This window comes from Coleofasciculaceae cyanobacterium (assembly GCA_036703275.1).
In the GTDB taxonomy this organism is placed as follows: domain Bacteria; phylum Cyanobacteriota; class Cyanobacteriia; order Cyanobacteriales; family Xenococcaceae; genus Waterburya.
In genome coordinates, this window is record DATNPK010000053.1 from 73,761 (window position 1) to 89,643 (window position 15,883).

A 15,883-nucleotide genomic window follows, 5' to 3' on the forward strand; every position below is an offset into this window, starting at 1 on the left:
GCTTGATTCGACCGATTTCTTTAAAGAGATAATTCTGATAACATTAGCTACGGAAATTATTGTCTTATTACCTCATGTCTTCTATTGTCAGTATTCAAGACGACGCGGAATCTCAGAAATTATTACTTAATCCCAGCAGTTTAGGTAATGCAGTCCAAGGAAGTATTACGATCCCAGGAGACAAGTCAATTTCTCATCGTGCTTTAATGCTAGGCGCGATAGCCGAAGGAAAAACCATAATTGAAGGCTTGTTATTGGGAGAAGATCCCCGCAGCACCGCAGCCTGTTTTCGGATAATGGGGGCAGAAATATCGGAGTTAAATTCTCAACAGGTGATCGTACAAGGAGTTGGTTTAGGCAATCTACAAGAACCTGAGGATATTCTGGATGCAGGTAATTCGGGAACAACTATACGTTTGATGTTGGGCTTGTTGGCATCTCATCCTAATCATCTGTTTACGGTAACGGGAGATAGCTCATTGCGATCGCGTCCCATGTCGCGGGTAGTCAAACCTTTAATCCAAATGGGAGCAGAGATCTGGGGTAGAAAAGGTAATTCTCTTGCTCCCCTGGCGGTTAGAGGGCAGCAGCTCAAGCCAATACACTATCATTCTCCTATCGCTTCGGCACAGGTCAAATCTTGTATCTTACTAGCAGGTTTAATGGTAGACGGTAAAACTACCGTAACCGAACCCGCTTTATCTCGCGACCATAGTGAAAGAATGCTGCGGGCTTTTGGCGCAACTTTAGACATTGATGTTGCCACCAATAGCGTTACTTTGACGGGACAACCGACTTTACGAGGACAAAAGGTAATTGTTCCAGGAGATATCAGTTCTGCTGCTTTTTGGTTAGTGGCGGGGGCAATTATTCCTGGCTCGAATCTATTGATTACCAACGTCGGAGTTAACCCGACTCGGATCGGAATCTTAGAAGCTTTAGCCATGATGGAAGCAGATATTACGCGAGAAAACGAGCGCGTTGTCGCAGGAGAGCCTGTAGCAGACCTAAGAGTAAAATATAGTCAGCTTCAAGCCTGTGAGATTGCTGGAGACCTAATTCCTCGTTTGATTGATGAAATACCGATTTTAGCAGTGGCTGCTGTATTTGCTCGCGGGAAAACCGTAATTAAGGACGCAGGCGAATTAAGAGTGAAAGAAAGCGATCGCCTGGCAGTAATGGCGACTGAATTAGGCAAAATGGGGGCAAACATTACTGAACTTGCCGATGGATTAGAAATCCAGGGTGGTAACAACTTAACGGGAGCAGAAGTAGATAGCTTTACCGATCATCGTATTGCTATGAGTCTGGCGATTGCCGCCTTAAATGCTACTGGTCAAACTACGATTAATCGCGCTGATGCTGCTTCTATTTCCTATCCTAATTTTGTTAGCACTCTGATGCAGATTTTAAATTAAACTAAGTTTAGTTGAGGTTGATGAACCAAGAATTTGCTCACTCCTTGGTTCATCAACGCCGCTTAGTCAGTCAAATTATTGGCTTAACTTTTGTAGATTAAATATTTAAAGAAACCATCAACTTGACTAGCAATTTTTAACTTCAAACGCCTTATTTATTCAGCTAAAATATTTAGCTGTGAAAATATTTTTTAGTATCTTTTTCATTAACCGATACTTAGATACTAAGGTACTTACTCCAAATTTTTACCACACATTAGAGTAAAAACAATAATTTAAAGTAGCTTAAGTAGTTTAAACTTTTTTTAAACAGCAACTACTGACCGTTCAGATTTTAGAGAAGCTGAATTGAATGCAACTTTACGTTTGCGATCGCTAGCCTGGGAATCGGAATTGGACATTTCTAATCTGCAATGAGAGCAAAACCAATAGCTATAACGGCTGTTTAAGTGGAGCAGCATTGATTCTGAGCAGCATGGGCAAGAATTATTGATATTCATGATTGTTATTTACCGTAATTTAATTAAACAAAAAGATATTTAAAACGTAATTTGTTGATGTATCCCCAATATAAATAAGATTTTAGAGATCTGAGATAATTGTCAAAGTACGCAACATATATATCAAGAAACCTTAACTATTGAGCCTTAATCACTGTCACTTTTAGAAAGTAAATGTTAAAGAAATGGGGATATTGTTTACGTTTTCATTTAACCCGTTAACATCTTCTGCCAATCGCTAATAATTGTCTGTATTAGGGATCACTTTATTTTGCTGAACTACGAAAAATAATTACGGTGCTGTTGGCATAATGGGCGATCGCTTCTGGTATATTGCCTCGAACCACATTTTGCAATAGTCCTTCGTTGCTCGCACCTAAAACTACCAAGCCATATTTTCGACGCTGGGTCAATTCGATAATGGCTTGTGATACCGAATAAGCAGGAATCAGCAGCGGCATAATCGGGGAACTCATGGCATTATTGAGCAGCTCGGCAGCTTGGGTAAAATCAGGGGTAAAATGTGGCAATTTATCGGGTTCTGATACCTGGCAGAGCTGTATTTTTGGCGGAATATTACTTAAACCAGCCAAAGCAGGTAAAAAAGTCAACAATTTTTTAATGCGATCGCCACCCGTAGTCGGAATTAACCATTTGTGTCGTAGACGAAGCTCGCGGGGAAACGCATAAGCAGCCGAACCGAGTTTAACCAGCATCAGATCGCAGGGAGCCTGTTGGATCAAAGAATCGACAATGTTGCCAAAAATTGACTCCAAACTAGAATTATTGCCTTTCCAACCCATCAGCAGCAAATCGATATGCTCTTTGGCAATAGTTTCCAAAATCGCTTCGCTAACATCGGTTGCCACACGGATTTGAGTATGAATTGCGATCGCTGAGGCTTTGCCCCAGTTTTCTAGCCGCTGCATAAATTGACGCTCAGAATCAGTTTCTACCTGAGCTTGGGCAGGATAGACATGATTGGGGACACAAATAATTCGCAGACATTCAATTTCATACTGATGATAAAGCGCGATCGCCCTCGCTATTTCTAATAAAGCAGTGGTATGTTCTGGATTAGCCAGAGGCAATAAAATGCGTCCTTTTCCCGTAGCGGGGGAACGACTTTGATACACGACATAAGAAGGTTCAAACCTGGCTTTGGGCTGATGCTCACCATTTAACTGTTTTGCTTCAGCTTTAATAATATCGCTGTGGGTAATAATTCCTAATAGTTTAGAGCCTTCGGTAACGGGCAAACGAGATAGCTGATAACGATTTAGCAAGTATAAAACGTCTGCTAAAGAAGTCTCAGGAGAGACTGAAATTGGCTGAGGAGTCATAATATCTTTGACCAAGACAGTATTCGTCAGTTTAGTGTCTTGGGGAATATCCGACTGAGTAATAATTCCTACCAGCTTGCCATCTTCGACTACAGGAAAACCACGGTGATGCGATCGCGACATGGCTTTAACTAACTCTGGTAAGGGGAGGTTGCTGGGCAGGGTTTCTACTAGTGACTGCATGACATCATCTGCCGTCAACTTTGCCATAAAGTCATGGTGCGGCTTTTCTTCTGTTAGTTCAATCCCGCTAGCTTCGAGCAAATGCTCGTATAAAGAACCTGGAGAAACGCTTTCGGCAATAATATAAGCGATCGCACAGGCAATCATTAGAGGCAAAACTAAATTAAAATCTGCCGTCATCTCAAAAACAATCACAATTGCTGTGATGGGAACTCTAACCACTGCGGTAAAAAAAGCACCCATTCCTGCCAAAGCAAAAGTATAGGGAGATTCTGAACTAATTAAAGCTACCTCCCCAATCCCGACTAAGTATCCCAAAGCAGAGCCTAATACCAAAGCAGGAGCAAACAAACCGCCTGGCGCACCCGCACTATATGCCAGAATCGTTAGGCAAAATTGAGCTATAAATACTACCGCAGTAGTTTGCCAAGAAAACTGTCCAGCAATTAATAGTTCTCTCAGCCCCGCGTTGTCTTGGAAAAAAGGTGGTAGCCAAGCGATGACCGTTCCCGAAATCAATCCTGCCACACCAATACGGAGCGGTATGGGTAAAGGTAAGCTACGACTAAATTTCATTCCCTCAATAATGGAACGATTAAAAATTCCGCCCAATATTCCCGCTAAAATACCCAGCACCAGATAAAACGGAATTTCCGAAATAGCAAAGCTACTTTGAGGAGCCGAATCAATTACCTCTAGAGAAAGATTAATCTGGTTAGTTCCCAGGATGCGAGAGATAACCGCCCCCGTAAATGAGGCGGCGATCGCCGTTTCTAGAGTCAAGCCAGAAATATCCCGCATCAATTCTTCGACAACAAATAGCACTCCTGCAATAGGAGTATTAAAGCCTGCTGCTAAACCCGCTGCTGCCCCTGCTGCAATCATTTGACGACGATTAGTCGGCGAGTTAGGGATCCAACGACTTACCTGCGCTCCCAAAGCTGCTCCAATATGTACTGTCGGACCACGACGACCGACGGTAAAACCTGCCCCAACAACTAAAATAGTTGCTAAAGTTTTGACTAAAGCGGTGCGAAGATTTAAGACAATCGGATATTTAGCTAAAGCTGCCTTAACCTGAGGAATACCGCCACCTGCTGCCGAAGGCGCTAAAAGCTCAATTACTCCACCTGCCAGAGTACCCATAATTAAACCCATTAAAGGTAAAACTAGCTTTTCCCCAGCGATATTTGCCGTCTGAACCCGCCATCCTCCTAGCCAGCTAATCCCCTGCTTCAGCAGTACCGCAGCCAAAGCGGATAATAGTCCTATTAAACAAGCTTCGATCAGAGCATAACGAGTATCAAGTGAACTACTGGCTAGCCATGAAGATGTGCGCCAGTTGGCGAGCAGTTTTTTCATTCTCCTAGATCGAGTTTGGACTTTAAAATTATCATTTTTAGCCTAAAACTGCTACAGAATCGATCGCTCGTGTGACCGATTAACTTCAGCTTATTTCAATCAGTTAAAAAAACTTTAGAAAATATGCTGATTTATTATTGCCACAATCTAGAATGACGCACTAACGTTAACAAGGACAATTAGGAATTTTAAACATGGGAACTATTATCAGCACCGTCAACATGAAAGGTGGAGTAGGTAAAACTACTCTGACTGTTAATCTGGCTACCTGTTTAGCCAAAAGACACAACAAACGTGTCTTGGTTTTAGATTTGGATTCACAAATCAGCGCAACCTTGAGTTTAATTTCGCCCCATGATTTCGCTAAGTTACGTAAGAGAAAACATACCCTTAGCTATCTACTTGATAATGTCATTAATCCTAATCCCTGGAGCAAGTTAGATATTAACGATATTATTGTGCCTAATATCTGTGGAATAGATGGTTTAGAATTACTTCCAGGAGACATTGAGCTTTATGATGAGTATCAAGTCTCAGAAATGTTGCATCAACAGGCAATGGAAAGCGAGGAACAAGAGTTTCAAAAAGTTTGGGATAATTTTGAAAGGATATTAATCAAGCGAATTTTAGAACCAGTGTTAGATAACTATGACTTTATTATCTTAGACTGCGCCCCTGGGTATAATTTGTTAACTCGTAGCGGTATTGCTGCTAGTAATTTTTATCTCTTACCTGCTCGTCCTGAACCACTTTCTTTGGTAGGAATTCAACTATTAGAAAGAAGAATTGCCAAACTCAGAAAAAGCCATGCCGAGACTCAGCCTTTAGATGTCAACTTACTAGGCATTGTATTTATTCTCTCGGCTGGTGGGCTAATGGGTAGATATTATAAGCAAGTAATGAAGCGAGTAGAAGATGACTTTGTTCCCGAACAGTTATTTAATCAGTCAATTCCAATGGACGTTAATGTTGCCAAAGCAGTCGATCTGTTTACGCCTGTATCTATAGCAATGCCTAATTCTGGAGGGTCAAAAGCATTTATGAAGTTAAGCGATGAATTGCTAGCTAAAAGTTTAGTCAGTAAAGAATTAGTTGCTGTGACTTAAAACAGTGAACTATATTTATTGGCTTTCGCAAATCCAGTACTCAGAACAATTTTTGGTTGGGGATAAATTATTTATTCTCAGCCAATTACTTCAACACGAGTGTCCAATTTTACCTGGGTTTGTGTTAGGCAATAATTTATTACAGCAGTTTTTAGCTGATTTAAAGGCTGAATTGTCAGCAGTAAATTCCCACAACTATCTGACAAAATCAGTCAACGACTATCAAACTTTACAGTCAGTCGCCAGAAGTAGTCGTCAGATTATCAATCAAGCTTTATTAAATCAAACCTGGCAAGCAGAAATATATCAGGCTGCACGGCAGCTAAATTCTGATAGCTTAATTCTCGAACCGTTTATTACTACTCCCTATGGTCAACACCGCTGGATTAGCAGTTTATGGCGATCGCACACCTGTAATAATACTCTAGAAGCTTTATCGAGAGCAATTAAGCTAGTTTGGTCAGAATTATTTACCGCCAACAGTCTGTTATATTGGCAAAAATTAGGCTTAACTAGCGATCTAGTTAATTTATCTATTTTGGTTAGACCTTTAAAAGCTGCCTACGCTTCAGGCATTGTTGAGGTAAGTCAAGAAAGTGTGGCAATCAAAGCTAATTGGGGTTTGGAACAAAGTTTGCTTCAGGCAGATGCTGAACCAGATCGATATTACGTCGATCGCCATACTGGGTATGTTTTATCGCAACACTTGGGTAATAAAAACTATGCTTATCGACCAAAATCCATAGATTTGAACCAGCCATCAGTCGATTGTCTAGAAGCCTATATTCCTGAGGAAAACTTAGCCGAGACTTACGTATTAGATTCTGAAGCGATCGCGCTTTTGCTTGAGTTAACTCAGGATATTATTGAAAAACAGCCACAAATAAAATATTTAGCTTGGACTGCATTTAAGTCACACTTTACCGCAACACCTCATTTTTACTTTACTCGATTCAACGATTATTTAATTTCTTCTGCTCCAGCAACTGAAAATATAGCTGCTTTAGCTCCATCATTACCAGTTCTACCTTTGTTAACTGGTGTTGCAGTTTCTTCGGGCAAGGTACAGTCACAAGTAACAGTAGTCAAAGATTTTGACGCTCACCACCAGCCAATTCCAGCTGGCTCAATCTTAGTAACTAAAGTAATTAACCCTCAGCACATATCTTTGATTAAGCAGGTAGGGGGCATCATTACCGAAATTGGTGGCAAAACTAGCCATGGTGCCATAGTAGCCAGAGAACTAAATATTCCTGCTGTGGTTAATGTTACAAACGCGACTGAAATTCTCCAGAACACAGCCACAGTATTGCTTAATGGTGATGATGGCAACGTCTATCCCGCCCAAAAGCATCAGCAATTAAGTTCCCATCAATCTTTTAACCGCTCCATACTTTCCCCCACTTATCCCATTGCCACTAAATTAATGGTGAACCTTTCTCAACCAGAAAGTATTGCTTCTGTGTCGAACCTACCTATAGATGGAGTCGGACTATTACGCTCGGAATTAATGTTAGCCGAGCTACTAGCTAGTCAAACTTTTGCTCATTGGCAGCAGTCTTTCCAGAGGGAGTTTGTTGCCACCCTAACTAATTTGTTGCGTCAGTTTACCGCAGCGTTTACCCCACGTCCTGTATTTTATCGCTCTCTCGATCGCTACGCTGAAGACTCACTTAATCCAGTTTCAAGGAGTAGAGGCACTTACGGCTATTTGAGCGATCCTACTTTATTCGATCTCGAGCTAGAAGCTTTAAAGACGGTTACAGCCGAAGGTTATGCTAATCTAAATTTAATTTTACCTTTTGTTCGCAGCGTTGAAGAATTCAAGTTTTGCGATCGCCGTATCGAAAATATTGGTTTGACTGCTCAAAATTCATTTCAAGTTTGGATCATGGCTGAAGTACCTTCTGTGCTTATGTTGTTATCTGAATATGCGCGTGCAGGGGTTAAAGGTATTGCGATCGGGACTAACGATTTGACTCAACTGCTTTTAGGAGTGGATCGAGAACAGAGTCAGTTTAGCGATCGCGGTTTAAACGCCAATCATCCCGCCATGCAAAAAGCGATCGCTAAAATTATTAAAACTGCTAAAGCCCATAATATGGAGTGCTGTATTTGTGGTCAAGCACCAGTCGAACATCCCAGTCTGATCGACAAGTTAATTCAGTGGGGAGTTGATACTATTTCCGTTGAACCACAGGCAGTAGGCAGGACTTATAGCGCGATCGCGCGTGCTGAAAGACGAATACTTTTAGAGCGAGTAAGGAGTAAGGAGTAAGAAGTCAAAAGCTAATAGCTTACAGCTAATGGCTAATAGCTATATGCCCGTGCATGATTTGCGACGCGAAGGACGCGACGTAAGGAGGACGCGACGTAAGGAGGACGCGACGTAAGGAGCTAATCCTTTAGGGCTAATCCTTTAGGGCTAATCCTTTAGGGCTAGTGCTAAAGCATACCGCTCCGCATATCCTTTAGGGCAATCGCGGATTCCCTTCGGATATGGTATACCTTGAATCAGCAACGCCATAATCTTATGTCTGGCAATTAGTTTTAGTTACTTGATGACGATAACGAAACATATCTTGGAGTCGAGCATCTACCCACCAGCCCAAGATCAATTCCGCCAAGAATCCTCCGGGAATTTCATAGGCGATCGCATCGGTTAATCTAGTCTTGCCTTCTTCTGACATAAATTCATGACGATGTACCCAAGATTCCATTGGTCCATCTGTTTGTTCATCGACAAAGAGGGAATTAGGCACACATTCAATATGAGTAGCAATCCAGCGCACAGGAATCCCTGCCAGAGACAAACGAAATTCGGACTTTGCCCCCACACCCAAACCTCCTTGACGGCGAATAATTTTTACTGGCTGCCAGGGAGGAGTCAGCAGATTAAGAAGATCGGGACGTTCATGAAACTGCCAGACTGTCTCTACAGGTGCATTAATTAAACTAGAATATCTAAAATTCAGCATTAGCTAAAAATGTAAGTTGGGGTCAAGAATTAAAATTTGGTCAGATTATTGTTGCGCAAAGCTTTTCACCGTCCTAAATCGTGTAGAGAATTAATTACCCTCGCACACTGTTCGGTTACAGCCTGTAAATCTTCTTTTTTAGTCGAAGACGGAGGTGCGATTACATCGCCAATACGAACTGTTAACGGCACGGGTTGAGGAAAAGATAAATCTTTAGCAATAATTTTTTCTGTGCCCCAAAGACTAACAGGTAATAGAGGCACTTGAGCCTTAGCTGCAATCCAGGCTGCACCCAATTTAGGCTCGGTAATCTGAGCATCAAGCGAACGAGTCCCTTGTAAAAAAACCGCTGCTACCCAACCTGACTCTAAAGCTGTCATTGCTGCGCGGAGAGCTGCGCGATCGCCCGTACTACGTTTAACAGGATATGCTCCATAAAGCTTGATCCCCTGCTTAAGAACAGGAATTTTAAACAACTCCTCTTTTGCCATAAACGCCAGAGGACGACCAACACAGTTAGATAAAATGGGCGGATCGAAATAGCTAGCATGGTTGCTAACAGCGATTAATCCCCCCGACTGAGGTACTTTTTCCGCCCCGTAGATCTTAATCCGAAAATAAGTATGTAGTGCGGGGCTAACTACCGACCACTTCAAAAGATGATACGCTGCCCAAGCAGCAAATGACTCTCGTTTCCCTTCCACAAACCTAGCTCAATAAATAACTCGTCAATCCTTTACTATATCCTGCTGTTTCGCTCCTTCGATCTTCTTAGCTGCTTTAATGCCTTGAACCAGTCGTTCCATTTCATTGCCAATTTGGTCTTTGTATTCTTCTGGTGCAGCTACGTAAGCTTTTTCAAGAATTGGTTGAGCTGCGATTAAATCTCCTTTTTTCTCCAAAACAAGAGCTTTAGCTAGGATAGGGCGAAAATCATCTCGATCTGCTGCGGCTAATTGATCGTAGAGAGCGATCGCCTCTTGATATCGTTTTTGGTTGGCGTATAGTTCTCCTAGTAGTAGTTCTACGGCTTCTTGATTAATCGAGGCAGCACTAGGACTATTATCTTGGGTAGCTAGCTTAATGGTCTTTTTGAGCAGCGCGATCGCTCTTTCTGGTAGCTCTTGAATTAAATACAAATTAGTAATACCACCTAAAGCATAAATATCTCCAGGATGTTCGGCTAGAACCTCATTATAAGCTGCTGCTGCTCCTTCATAATCTTCAATTTGTTGTTTTGCCTGAGCCAATAGAATCTTATATTCTGTTTGCTCTGGATGAAGTTGCGCTAATTTTGATAAAGGTGCGATCGTGTTCGGCAGATCTTTTTGCTGTAATCTAATTTTTAGCAGACCGTTTAATGCAGTATTGTTATCAGGCTCACGTTCCAAAACTTTTTGATAACCAGAAGCTTCGGCTTCGAGCTTAGTTAATTCTTGTTGTGAAAGTGTAATTACCTCATTATTGACATTTTGGGTAAATTGTTGTCCCTCAACCACGCTACCCACTAAAGGAAGAGCCGAAACAGTTATTAGGGAAAATAACATTATTCCCAAAACTAGATAAATCCAACGACTGCGCTTTTTATTCATGCTCTTATCACCAAATTAGAATCGGCAGATTATACTTGATTTGTTTGCTATGCTCAGCATACTTGCTCCAGTATTGTTTATTCTAAACTCGAAAGCCAACTGCTCAAGCTTTGTTTAGACATATAAAAACTACTGGTTATTTTAAATTACATGAGAGTATAAAATATGATCTCTCTTATAGTTTGATCTCTCTTACATCTTCTTGATGCAGTCGCTCTAAGAAGCAAGCCTTCATCGCGCTGCATCGCTAATAACGTTTGCGCTATCAAATCTCTATATGAATTCGGTTCAATATAATTCTAAACCACCCCAACAACCTTCCACTGCTGTCTATCAATCGGCTGAATCGACCATGTCTAACCAATTTCAAGATTCTGTCTCATCTAACCCCCAATCCCAGCCTACCCCAGAAAGAAAGCAACCAATTCCACCTCCTTCTCATCCACGACAATATCGCGCTATAGGCTTAATTCAAGCTAAATATCAGCAAAGTGCCGAACAGATGACTCAAGGCACTTTATTAACTACTGATGGAGCAGAAATAGAAGCGGTTTTGCTGGGTCGTATTATCAGCTTAATTAAAAACCATCTCGACCTAGAACAAGAACACCTGTGGGTAGTATATCCTAGAACCAAAATGCACGAAGATCGTCTTCATGCTCAAATTGTCGGGGTATGGGAACCAGAGACTTTAAGTCAAGATTCTGATGCAGAAGAGATCTTAGGTGAGAAAACAGATCACGGTTATTTCTCAATTCGAGGGGAAGTAATTTTTTACTCGACCGAAGAAAAAATTATCATTGTCAAAATTAAGCAATTTCCTCGTAAGGAAGGAGAGAAGCCTAAGTTCTTCAAACTAAAGTTACAAGGAGTTCTCGGCGAAAAACCTTTAAGACGTTTTTGGGATTTAAAAGTTCGCCTCGAAGGTGAAGATTTAATTATTGAGGAAGGAACGGATCTCGGTTTTGCTACCAAACGTAAGCCTAAATTTAAGAAAGATCCGAAAAAAATTCAGCTAAAGTCGGCTCGAAGCAATAAATCTAGTCCTACTGCTCGACCGATTTTACCTAAGAAAAAGAAGAGTGAATAGAAATCAAGAGTTAAAAGCGGGCAGTTAAGGCGGCTGAAGAAGTAAGAATACTCTTGCAAGACGCGTTTTGAGGAGGACAAGACGGGCGAAGTTTCCTCGCCCGCTTGATATGTCTGTTGGTCAGCTGACCACTCAAAAGCCACCTCATTCTAAAGAAATTATTGACCTATTAGTGTCTTGAGGCATAAAAGCGCGATCGCTAGACAGAGGCGCGACTGGTTCGGTCAAGGTAAACTTGCCTGTTTCAATCCATTTTTTTAACTCTTGCGCTACTTTGAGTGAACGATATTTGCTGGCTAGGGGAGCAACTCTGACGGACTTACCATCAATAATTACATAGCCTTTTTGTAGCTGTTCGTAGCTGACCAAGCCAAAAGTAGGGCGAACTCGGCGGGGAATTGAAAAATCAATTACAGGAGCAACAATATTCTGGTCTACCACAGAGCAATTTTGGATTACCTCTTCTTTGGTTACTGGCAAAGCTATCCCTACCCCAAGCATGAGAGAAGGACCATAATTTTTGAAGTAGCATCCTCGCACCCAGTCAGCATCCATCTGTTTAGCATCGCCAATTAACGCTACCGTAGCAGCAGGACCGATAGGAGTGCGATTGGGTAAGCGTTTTTGCAGTGGGAAATGTTGTGTTCCTTCCCAGGCAATATAGCCTATCCCACCTCCCAAAAAGATTTTGCTGCCAATGCCTACCGAGGCTAAGTCTGGATCGTTGAGCAAAGGGGAAATTGCCCCAGGATTGGAATAAACCGCGTTGCCCAATCTAGGTTGTAAAGTTCCCAAATAAGTATATAAAGTGCGATCGCCTCCGTTAACTCCCACAATAAAGTTTTGGTAAAGATTACGGGGGTTAAATAAGTAAAATTGATTGATTTTGTCTTTGGTAATAGTATTTTCCCAAATCGCACGAGGATAGCAATCGGTTTTTTGCCCAATCGCCTTAAGTTGAACTGATTTACCGGCAATCAAGTCTTCAATAACATGACCACCGCCTTTTTCTGTGCCGATACCTTCGCGTAGACTAGGATCGGTTTCCTGTAGGTTATAATCGGCTGTTGCCGTTGCTCCTAAGTAAAGATCTACAGCACCGAAAGCTGCATAGGCAGCTATGCCATCTAGCCAGCACTGACGAATCTTAATCGGTGGATCGGTATGTCCCAGGTTGATAATTGCCCCTGAAGACTCCATTGGCTCAAATGTTCCAGTGGTAACAACATCTACTTGTTTAGCTACCTTAGTTACCCCAAGCTGGGCAACTTTGGCTTTAACCTCTTCTACTGTCCAGGCAACAGCTTGATTACGAATGATTTTATCGTTGATTTCGGCGATCGTCCGCATAGTTATTTATTCATCGAACATCCATCGTTACTTGCTACTTTTCTTCGGCTTTTGCCACTTCTTCTATCTTAATTGGCTCTTCTATACGACGATTTGCCGCAATAGAATAATTCCAATTATCTAAAACATCCTTAATAATTACTTCTTTAAACCAAATCTGACCGACTACTGTTAGGGGTAAAGACAGAAACAAACCCAGAAAACCAAAAAAAGTAGCAAAAAATAATTGAGACACAAGCGTGATCGCAGGAAGCAAAGATACCTGCTGTGCCATAACTATCGGAGTTAAAATATTGCTTTCGACCTGTTGAATAATTATATAAAGTATTAAGACTGCTACAGTTTTCCAAGGAGCTTCAATTAAAGCGATCGCCATAGGAGAAAGTACACTCAAGGTAGGACCTAAATTAGGAATAAAAGTCATCACCCCTGCCAGCATTGCTTGAGACAAAGCTAGGGGAATTCCTAAAATGAGTAGTCCGATAAAGCTTAAAACGGTAATCACTACCATATTAAATAAAATTCCCACTAACCAGCCTTCAAGTCCCTCAGTGCAAAGATCTAATATTTCTTCGACTCGACGACGATAAAAGGCAGGAAACAAGCGTGTAAATCCCTTGCGATATGGATTGGGATCGACCAACAGCATCAGGGTAATTGCTAGCAACAACAATGTACCTAACAAAACTCCTAGAGAATTGTAAAAAATTGTTAATCCGCCACCTAAAAACTGCTTCACTAATGGCTGTAACTGCCGATTTAATTCATCAGTATCTGGCAAAAAACTAATTACTCTAGGATCGAGGCGTTCGGATAATAAATCTATCCAGCTATTTAATCTTTCAATTCCCAAAGGAACTAATTCTCCTAAAGCTTGAAACTGATCGATAAAAGGCGGAACGATAATCCACATACAGCCAATCATTACAGCAATCAGTGAGAACATTGACAAAAATACTGCATCGATCCGTTTTATCCCCCGTTTTTGAAAACTTTTGACCAAAATATTCAAAGAAGTTGCTAAAACAATCGCCGTGAATAGTAATAGCAATATCTGTTTAATTTGCCATAAGATATACAGAGAAATGAAGAAAACAATTAGACCAATCCAAGTACCAAAATTCACCTTTCGCAACTCCTTTGAGGAGGAAGACTAGGAACAAAGCTGCTCTATAGGTTAACCTGCTTTATTATTTTCGGTGTTTTATTTTATTGATTATTAATTTACGAAATTTGTTCTCGTTACTCGCTACTATTGCTTTAGTATCTCATGTTGACGCAATACATTTTGTAATTTATCTATAGTATCGCCAGCCTAAAACTAATCCAAACGTTAAAGACGGTGTTAATACGATAGTTAATACAGTGCTTGTCGTAGGTTGAAGAAGTAAATACTGTCCTCCATATTTGATGAGCAACGACAGCCCTGTAGAGAATAATAATATTTTAAGTATAAAATCGGCTTGAGTATTCATTAAACTGCACCAGAATTTGAGTAATTAGTATAGATAACTTTAACAGTCTCTTAAATCTCAATAGAACAACTTGAATGAGATTTATTAATTGGTGATCAATTCGGGTGTTGGTAATTTTCGTTAAGTTTGCCGACAAGCTTTAAGTAAAATCACTATAAATTAAGCGTTTAATGTTAATTCTTAGCAAACTTATCTCAAAAGCTGGATAAATTCCTCTACAGTTAAATCAGCTTGCCTAATAATTGCACGTAAAGTTACTCGGTCTAATTCTTGAGAATTTAGGTAATAAGCCAATCGACGAAGGATTTAATTGACCAGCTTTTATTGGAGAAGATTCCATTGACAGGAATTGGCGCCAGTTACAGACGTTTGACAGCCATGGCTGGAAGGGTAAGTCAATGATAAATATGCCTCAGTTCCTCGGTCAACTAGAGCAAAAGCCAAAAAAAAGGCAAATTAGCAATTGAGTGTGCTGAAATTTGGTTATTTGTGACTAACAAAGGCAACAAACATTGGGTTTGGTTGGCTAAAGATGCTCAAACCCGAGAAATTGTAGGTGTTTATATTAGCGATCAGCTTTGCTGGTGCGCTCCGCGCCATCGCAGCAGAAATGAAGCGAGAAAACTATGGAAGTCCTTACCTCCAGTCTATCGACAGTGAGCTGTTTGCCAAGCGTGACTTCTGGTACGCTTACAAAACACTAATTCCTTCAAAACGCCATCGAGCGTTCGGGAAAGAAACAGGCAAAACTAATGATCTTGAAAGGTTCAATTGTACTTTACGCCCAAGAGTTTCTCGATTAGTCCGAAAAACTCGATCATTCTCCAAAAAGATTGAAAATCAGATCGGGGCTATTTGGTATTTTATACATTACTACATTGATAATGGGTCGTCCAAACAAAGAAAACTCCTTAACTAGAAAAAACGTAATTGAAGCTGCGATCGCCTGTATTGAGAAAGGAGCATCTGCCCTTGGCGTTAACCGCGTAGCTAAGAAATTGGGTATTAAACCTCCTGCTATCTATAAACATCTTCAAGGAAATGCACAATTAAAGAAAGCGGTGGCATTAGCGATATATAAACTTTATTTCGCTCAATTAAGGCAGAAAACTGCAAATATAAAAGAACCTCTTGCTTTATTAAAGGCTGGTGGATTTGCTAGTCGTGAATTTGCGCGATGAGGCTCCGCCTCCGCTTGGCGATCGCATCCAGGGCTATTTCAAGTAATGATGCAGTTTCAACTACAGCCCGACGATCCTGAGTCAGCTTCGATTATCCAAGAATCACCAAGTTTTTTCCAAGTTTTTGGGAATTCTCAAGTCTTAAGCCAAACCAAATCGATCGACATCATGCGAATGGTTAATTCGGCAATTGTCGGTTTTATTGCCGAATTAACAGTCGCGAATGTTAACGTTACCTCGCTCTACAGATGAGAGTTTTGCAGTAATGCTTCATGCTTTAATTGAAGCAATATAATATATAAAAA

General features: G+C 41.0%; 12 protein-coding genes and 1 pseudogene. 7 read left to right on the plus strand and 6 right to left on the minus strand.

The window, feature by feature from the left end:
* Positions 1-74 precede the first annotated feature (74 nt).
* Complete coding sequence (aroA, locus tag V6C71_09715; GenBank protein ID HEY9768759.1) at positions 75-1,418, plus strand: 3-phosphoshikimate 1-carboxyvinyltransferase; 1,344 nt, start codon at positions 75-77, stop codon at positions 1,416-1,418.
* A gap of 766 nt (positions 1,419-2,184) precedes the next feature.
* Here aroA and V6C71_09720 read toward each other — a convergent pair.
* The gene (locus tag V6C71_09720) at positions 2,185-4,806 is read right to left on the minus strand and encodes a chloride channel protein (protein HEY9768760.1); all 2,622 of its coding nucleotides are present in this window, start codon (positions 4,804-4,806) and stop codon (positions 2,185-2,187) included.
* A gap of 194 nt (positions 4,807-5,000) precedes the next feature.
* Between V6C71_09720 and V6C71_09725 the strand changes: the two genes are divergently transcribed.
* Both V6C71_09725 and V6C71_09730 read left to right on the plus strand, forming a co-directional pair.
* Positions 5,001-5,912 carry a ParA family protein gene (locus tag V6C71_09725; protein HEY9768761.1) on the plus strand — a complete coding sequence of 304 codons (912 nt, stop codon included), beginning with the start codon at positions 5,001-5,003 and terminating at the stop codon, positions 5,910-5,912.
* A gap of 4 nt (positions 5,913-5,916) precedes the next feature.
* A complete protein-coding gene (locus tag V6C71_09730) occupies positions 5,917-8,190 on the plus strand; it encodes a putative PEP-binding protein (GenBank protein ID HEY9768762.1) in 2,274 nt (757 codons plus the stop codon).
* Between the two features lie 253 nt (positions 8,191-8,443).
* Here the strand turns inward: V6C71_09730 and V6C71_09735 are convergent, their stop codons facing one another.
* From V6C71_09735 to V6C71_09745, 3 genes are all read right to left on the minus strand, one after another.
* Entirely contained in the window at positions 8,444-8,890 is a 447-nt protein-coding gene (locus V6C71_09735) for an SRPBCC family protein (protein ID HEY9768763.1), read from the minus strand.
* 65 nt (positions 8,891-8,955) lie between these two features.
* The gene (locus tag V6C71_09740) at positions 8,956-9,594 is read right to left on the minus strand and encodes a lysophospholipid acyltransferase family protein (GenBank protein ID HEY9768764.1); all 639 of its coding nucleotides are present in this window, start codon (positions 9,592-9,594) and stop codon (positions 8,956-8,958) included.
* Between the two features lie 24 nt (positions 9,595-9,618).
* Positions 9,619-10,482: a tetratricopeptide repeat protein gene (locus V6C71_09745; GenBank protein HEY9768765.1), complete on the minus strand. Its 864-nt coding sequence runs from the start codon at positions 10,480-10,482 to the stop codon at positions 9,619-9,621.
* 277 nt (positions 10,483-10,759) lie between these two features.
* Here V6C71_09745 and V6C71_09750 point away from each other — a divergent pair, with 277 nt between their 5' ends.
* Positions 10,760-11,572 carry a hypothetical protein gene (locus tag V6C71_09750; protein ID HEY9768766.1) on the plus strand — a complete coding sequence of 271 codons (813 nt, stop codon included), beginning with the start codon at positions 10,760-10,762 and terminating at the stop codon, positions 11,570-11,572.
* 144 nt (positions 11,573-11,716) lie between these two features.
* On the opposite strand, the gene V6C71_09755 is transcribed toward V6C71_09750, so the two are convergent.
* Positions 11,717-12,922: a homocysteine biosynthesis protein gene (locus tag V6C71_09755; GenBank protein ID HEY9768767.1), complete on the minus strand. Its 1,206-nt coding sequence runs from the start codon at positions 12,920-12,922 to the stop codon at positions 11,717-11,719.
* A gap of 34 nt (positions 12,923-12,956) precedes the next feature.
* On the minus strand, positions 12,957-14,048 hold the full coding sequence (locus V6C71_09760; GenBank protein ID HEY9768768.1) for an AI-2E family transporter: 1,092 nt from the start codon (positions 14,046-14,048) through the stop codon (positions 12,957-12,959).
* A 634-nt stretch (positions 14,049-14,682) separates the two neighbouring features.
* Here V6C71_09760 and V6C71_09765 point away from each other — a divergent pair.
* From V6C71_09765 to V6C71_09775, 3 genes and pseudogenes are all read left to right on the plus strand, one after another.
* Positions 14,683-15,316: pseudogene (locus tag V6C71_09765) on the plus strand (IS1 family transposase).
* Positions 15,282-15,578 carry a TetR/AcrR family transcriptional regulator gene (locus tag V6C71_09770; protein ID HEY9768769.1) on the plus strand — a complete coding sequence of 99 codons (297 nt, stop codon included), beginning with the start codon at positions 15,282-15,284 and terminating at the stop codon, positions 15,576-15,578. The pseudogene V6C71_09765 and the gene V6C71_09770 overlap by 35 nt, the downstream one beginning before the upstream one ends.
* Positions 15,579-15,623: 45 nt before the next feature.
* On the plus strand, positions 15,624-15,830 hold the full coding sequence (locus V6C71_09775; GenBank protein ID HEY9768770.1) for a hypothetical protein: 207 nt from the start codon (positions 15,624-15,626) through the stop codon (positions 15,828-15,830).
* The last annotated feature ends 53 nt before the right edge of the window (positions 15,831-15,883 follow it).

What these genes read in the sequence shown, in the direction of transcription:
- aroA (HEY9768759.1), top strand. Translation starts at nt 75, where the DNA reads ATGTCTTCTATTGTCAGTATTCAAGACGACGCGGAATCTCAGAAATTA.
- V6C71_09720 (HEY9768760.1), bottom strand. Translation starts at nt 4,806, where the DNA reads ATGAAAAAACTGCTCGCCAACTGGCGCACATCTTCATGGCTAGCCAGT.
- V6C71_09725 (HEY9768761.1), top strand. Translation starts at nt 5,001, where the DNA reads ATGGGAACTATTATCAGCACCGTCAACATGAAAGGTGGAGTAGGTAAA.
- V6C71_09735 (HEY9768763.1), bottom strand. Translation starts at nt 8,890, where the DNA reads ATGCTGAATTTTAGATATTCTAGTTTAATTAATGCACCTGTAGAGACA.
- V6C71_09745 (HEY9768765.1), bottom strand. Translation starts at nt 10,482, where the DNA reads ATGAATAAAAAGCGCAGTCGTTGGATTTATCTAGTTTTGGGAATAATG.
- V6C71_09750 (HEY9768766.1), top strand. Translation starts at nt 10,760, where the DNA reads ATGAATTCGGTTCAATATAATTCTAAACCACCCCAACAACCTTCCACT.
- V6C71_09755 (HEY9768767.1), bottom strand. Translation starts at nt 12,922, where the DNA reads ATGCGGACGATCGCCGAAATCAACGATAAAATCATTCGTAATCAAGCT.
- V6C71_09770 (HEY9768769.1), top strand. Translation starts at nt 15,282, where the DNA reads ATGGGTCGTCCAAACAAAGAAAACTCCTTAACTAGAAAAAACGTAATT.
- V6C71_09775 (HEY9768770.1), top strand. Translation starts at nt 15,624, where the DNA reads ATGATGCAGTTTCAACTACAGCCCGACGATCCTGAGTCAGCTTCGATT.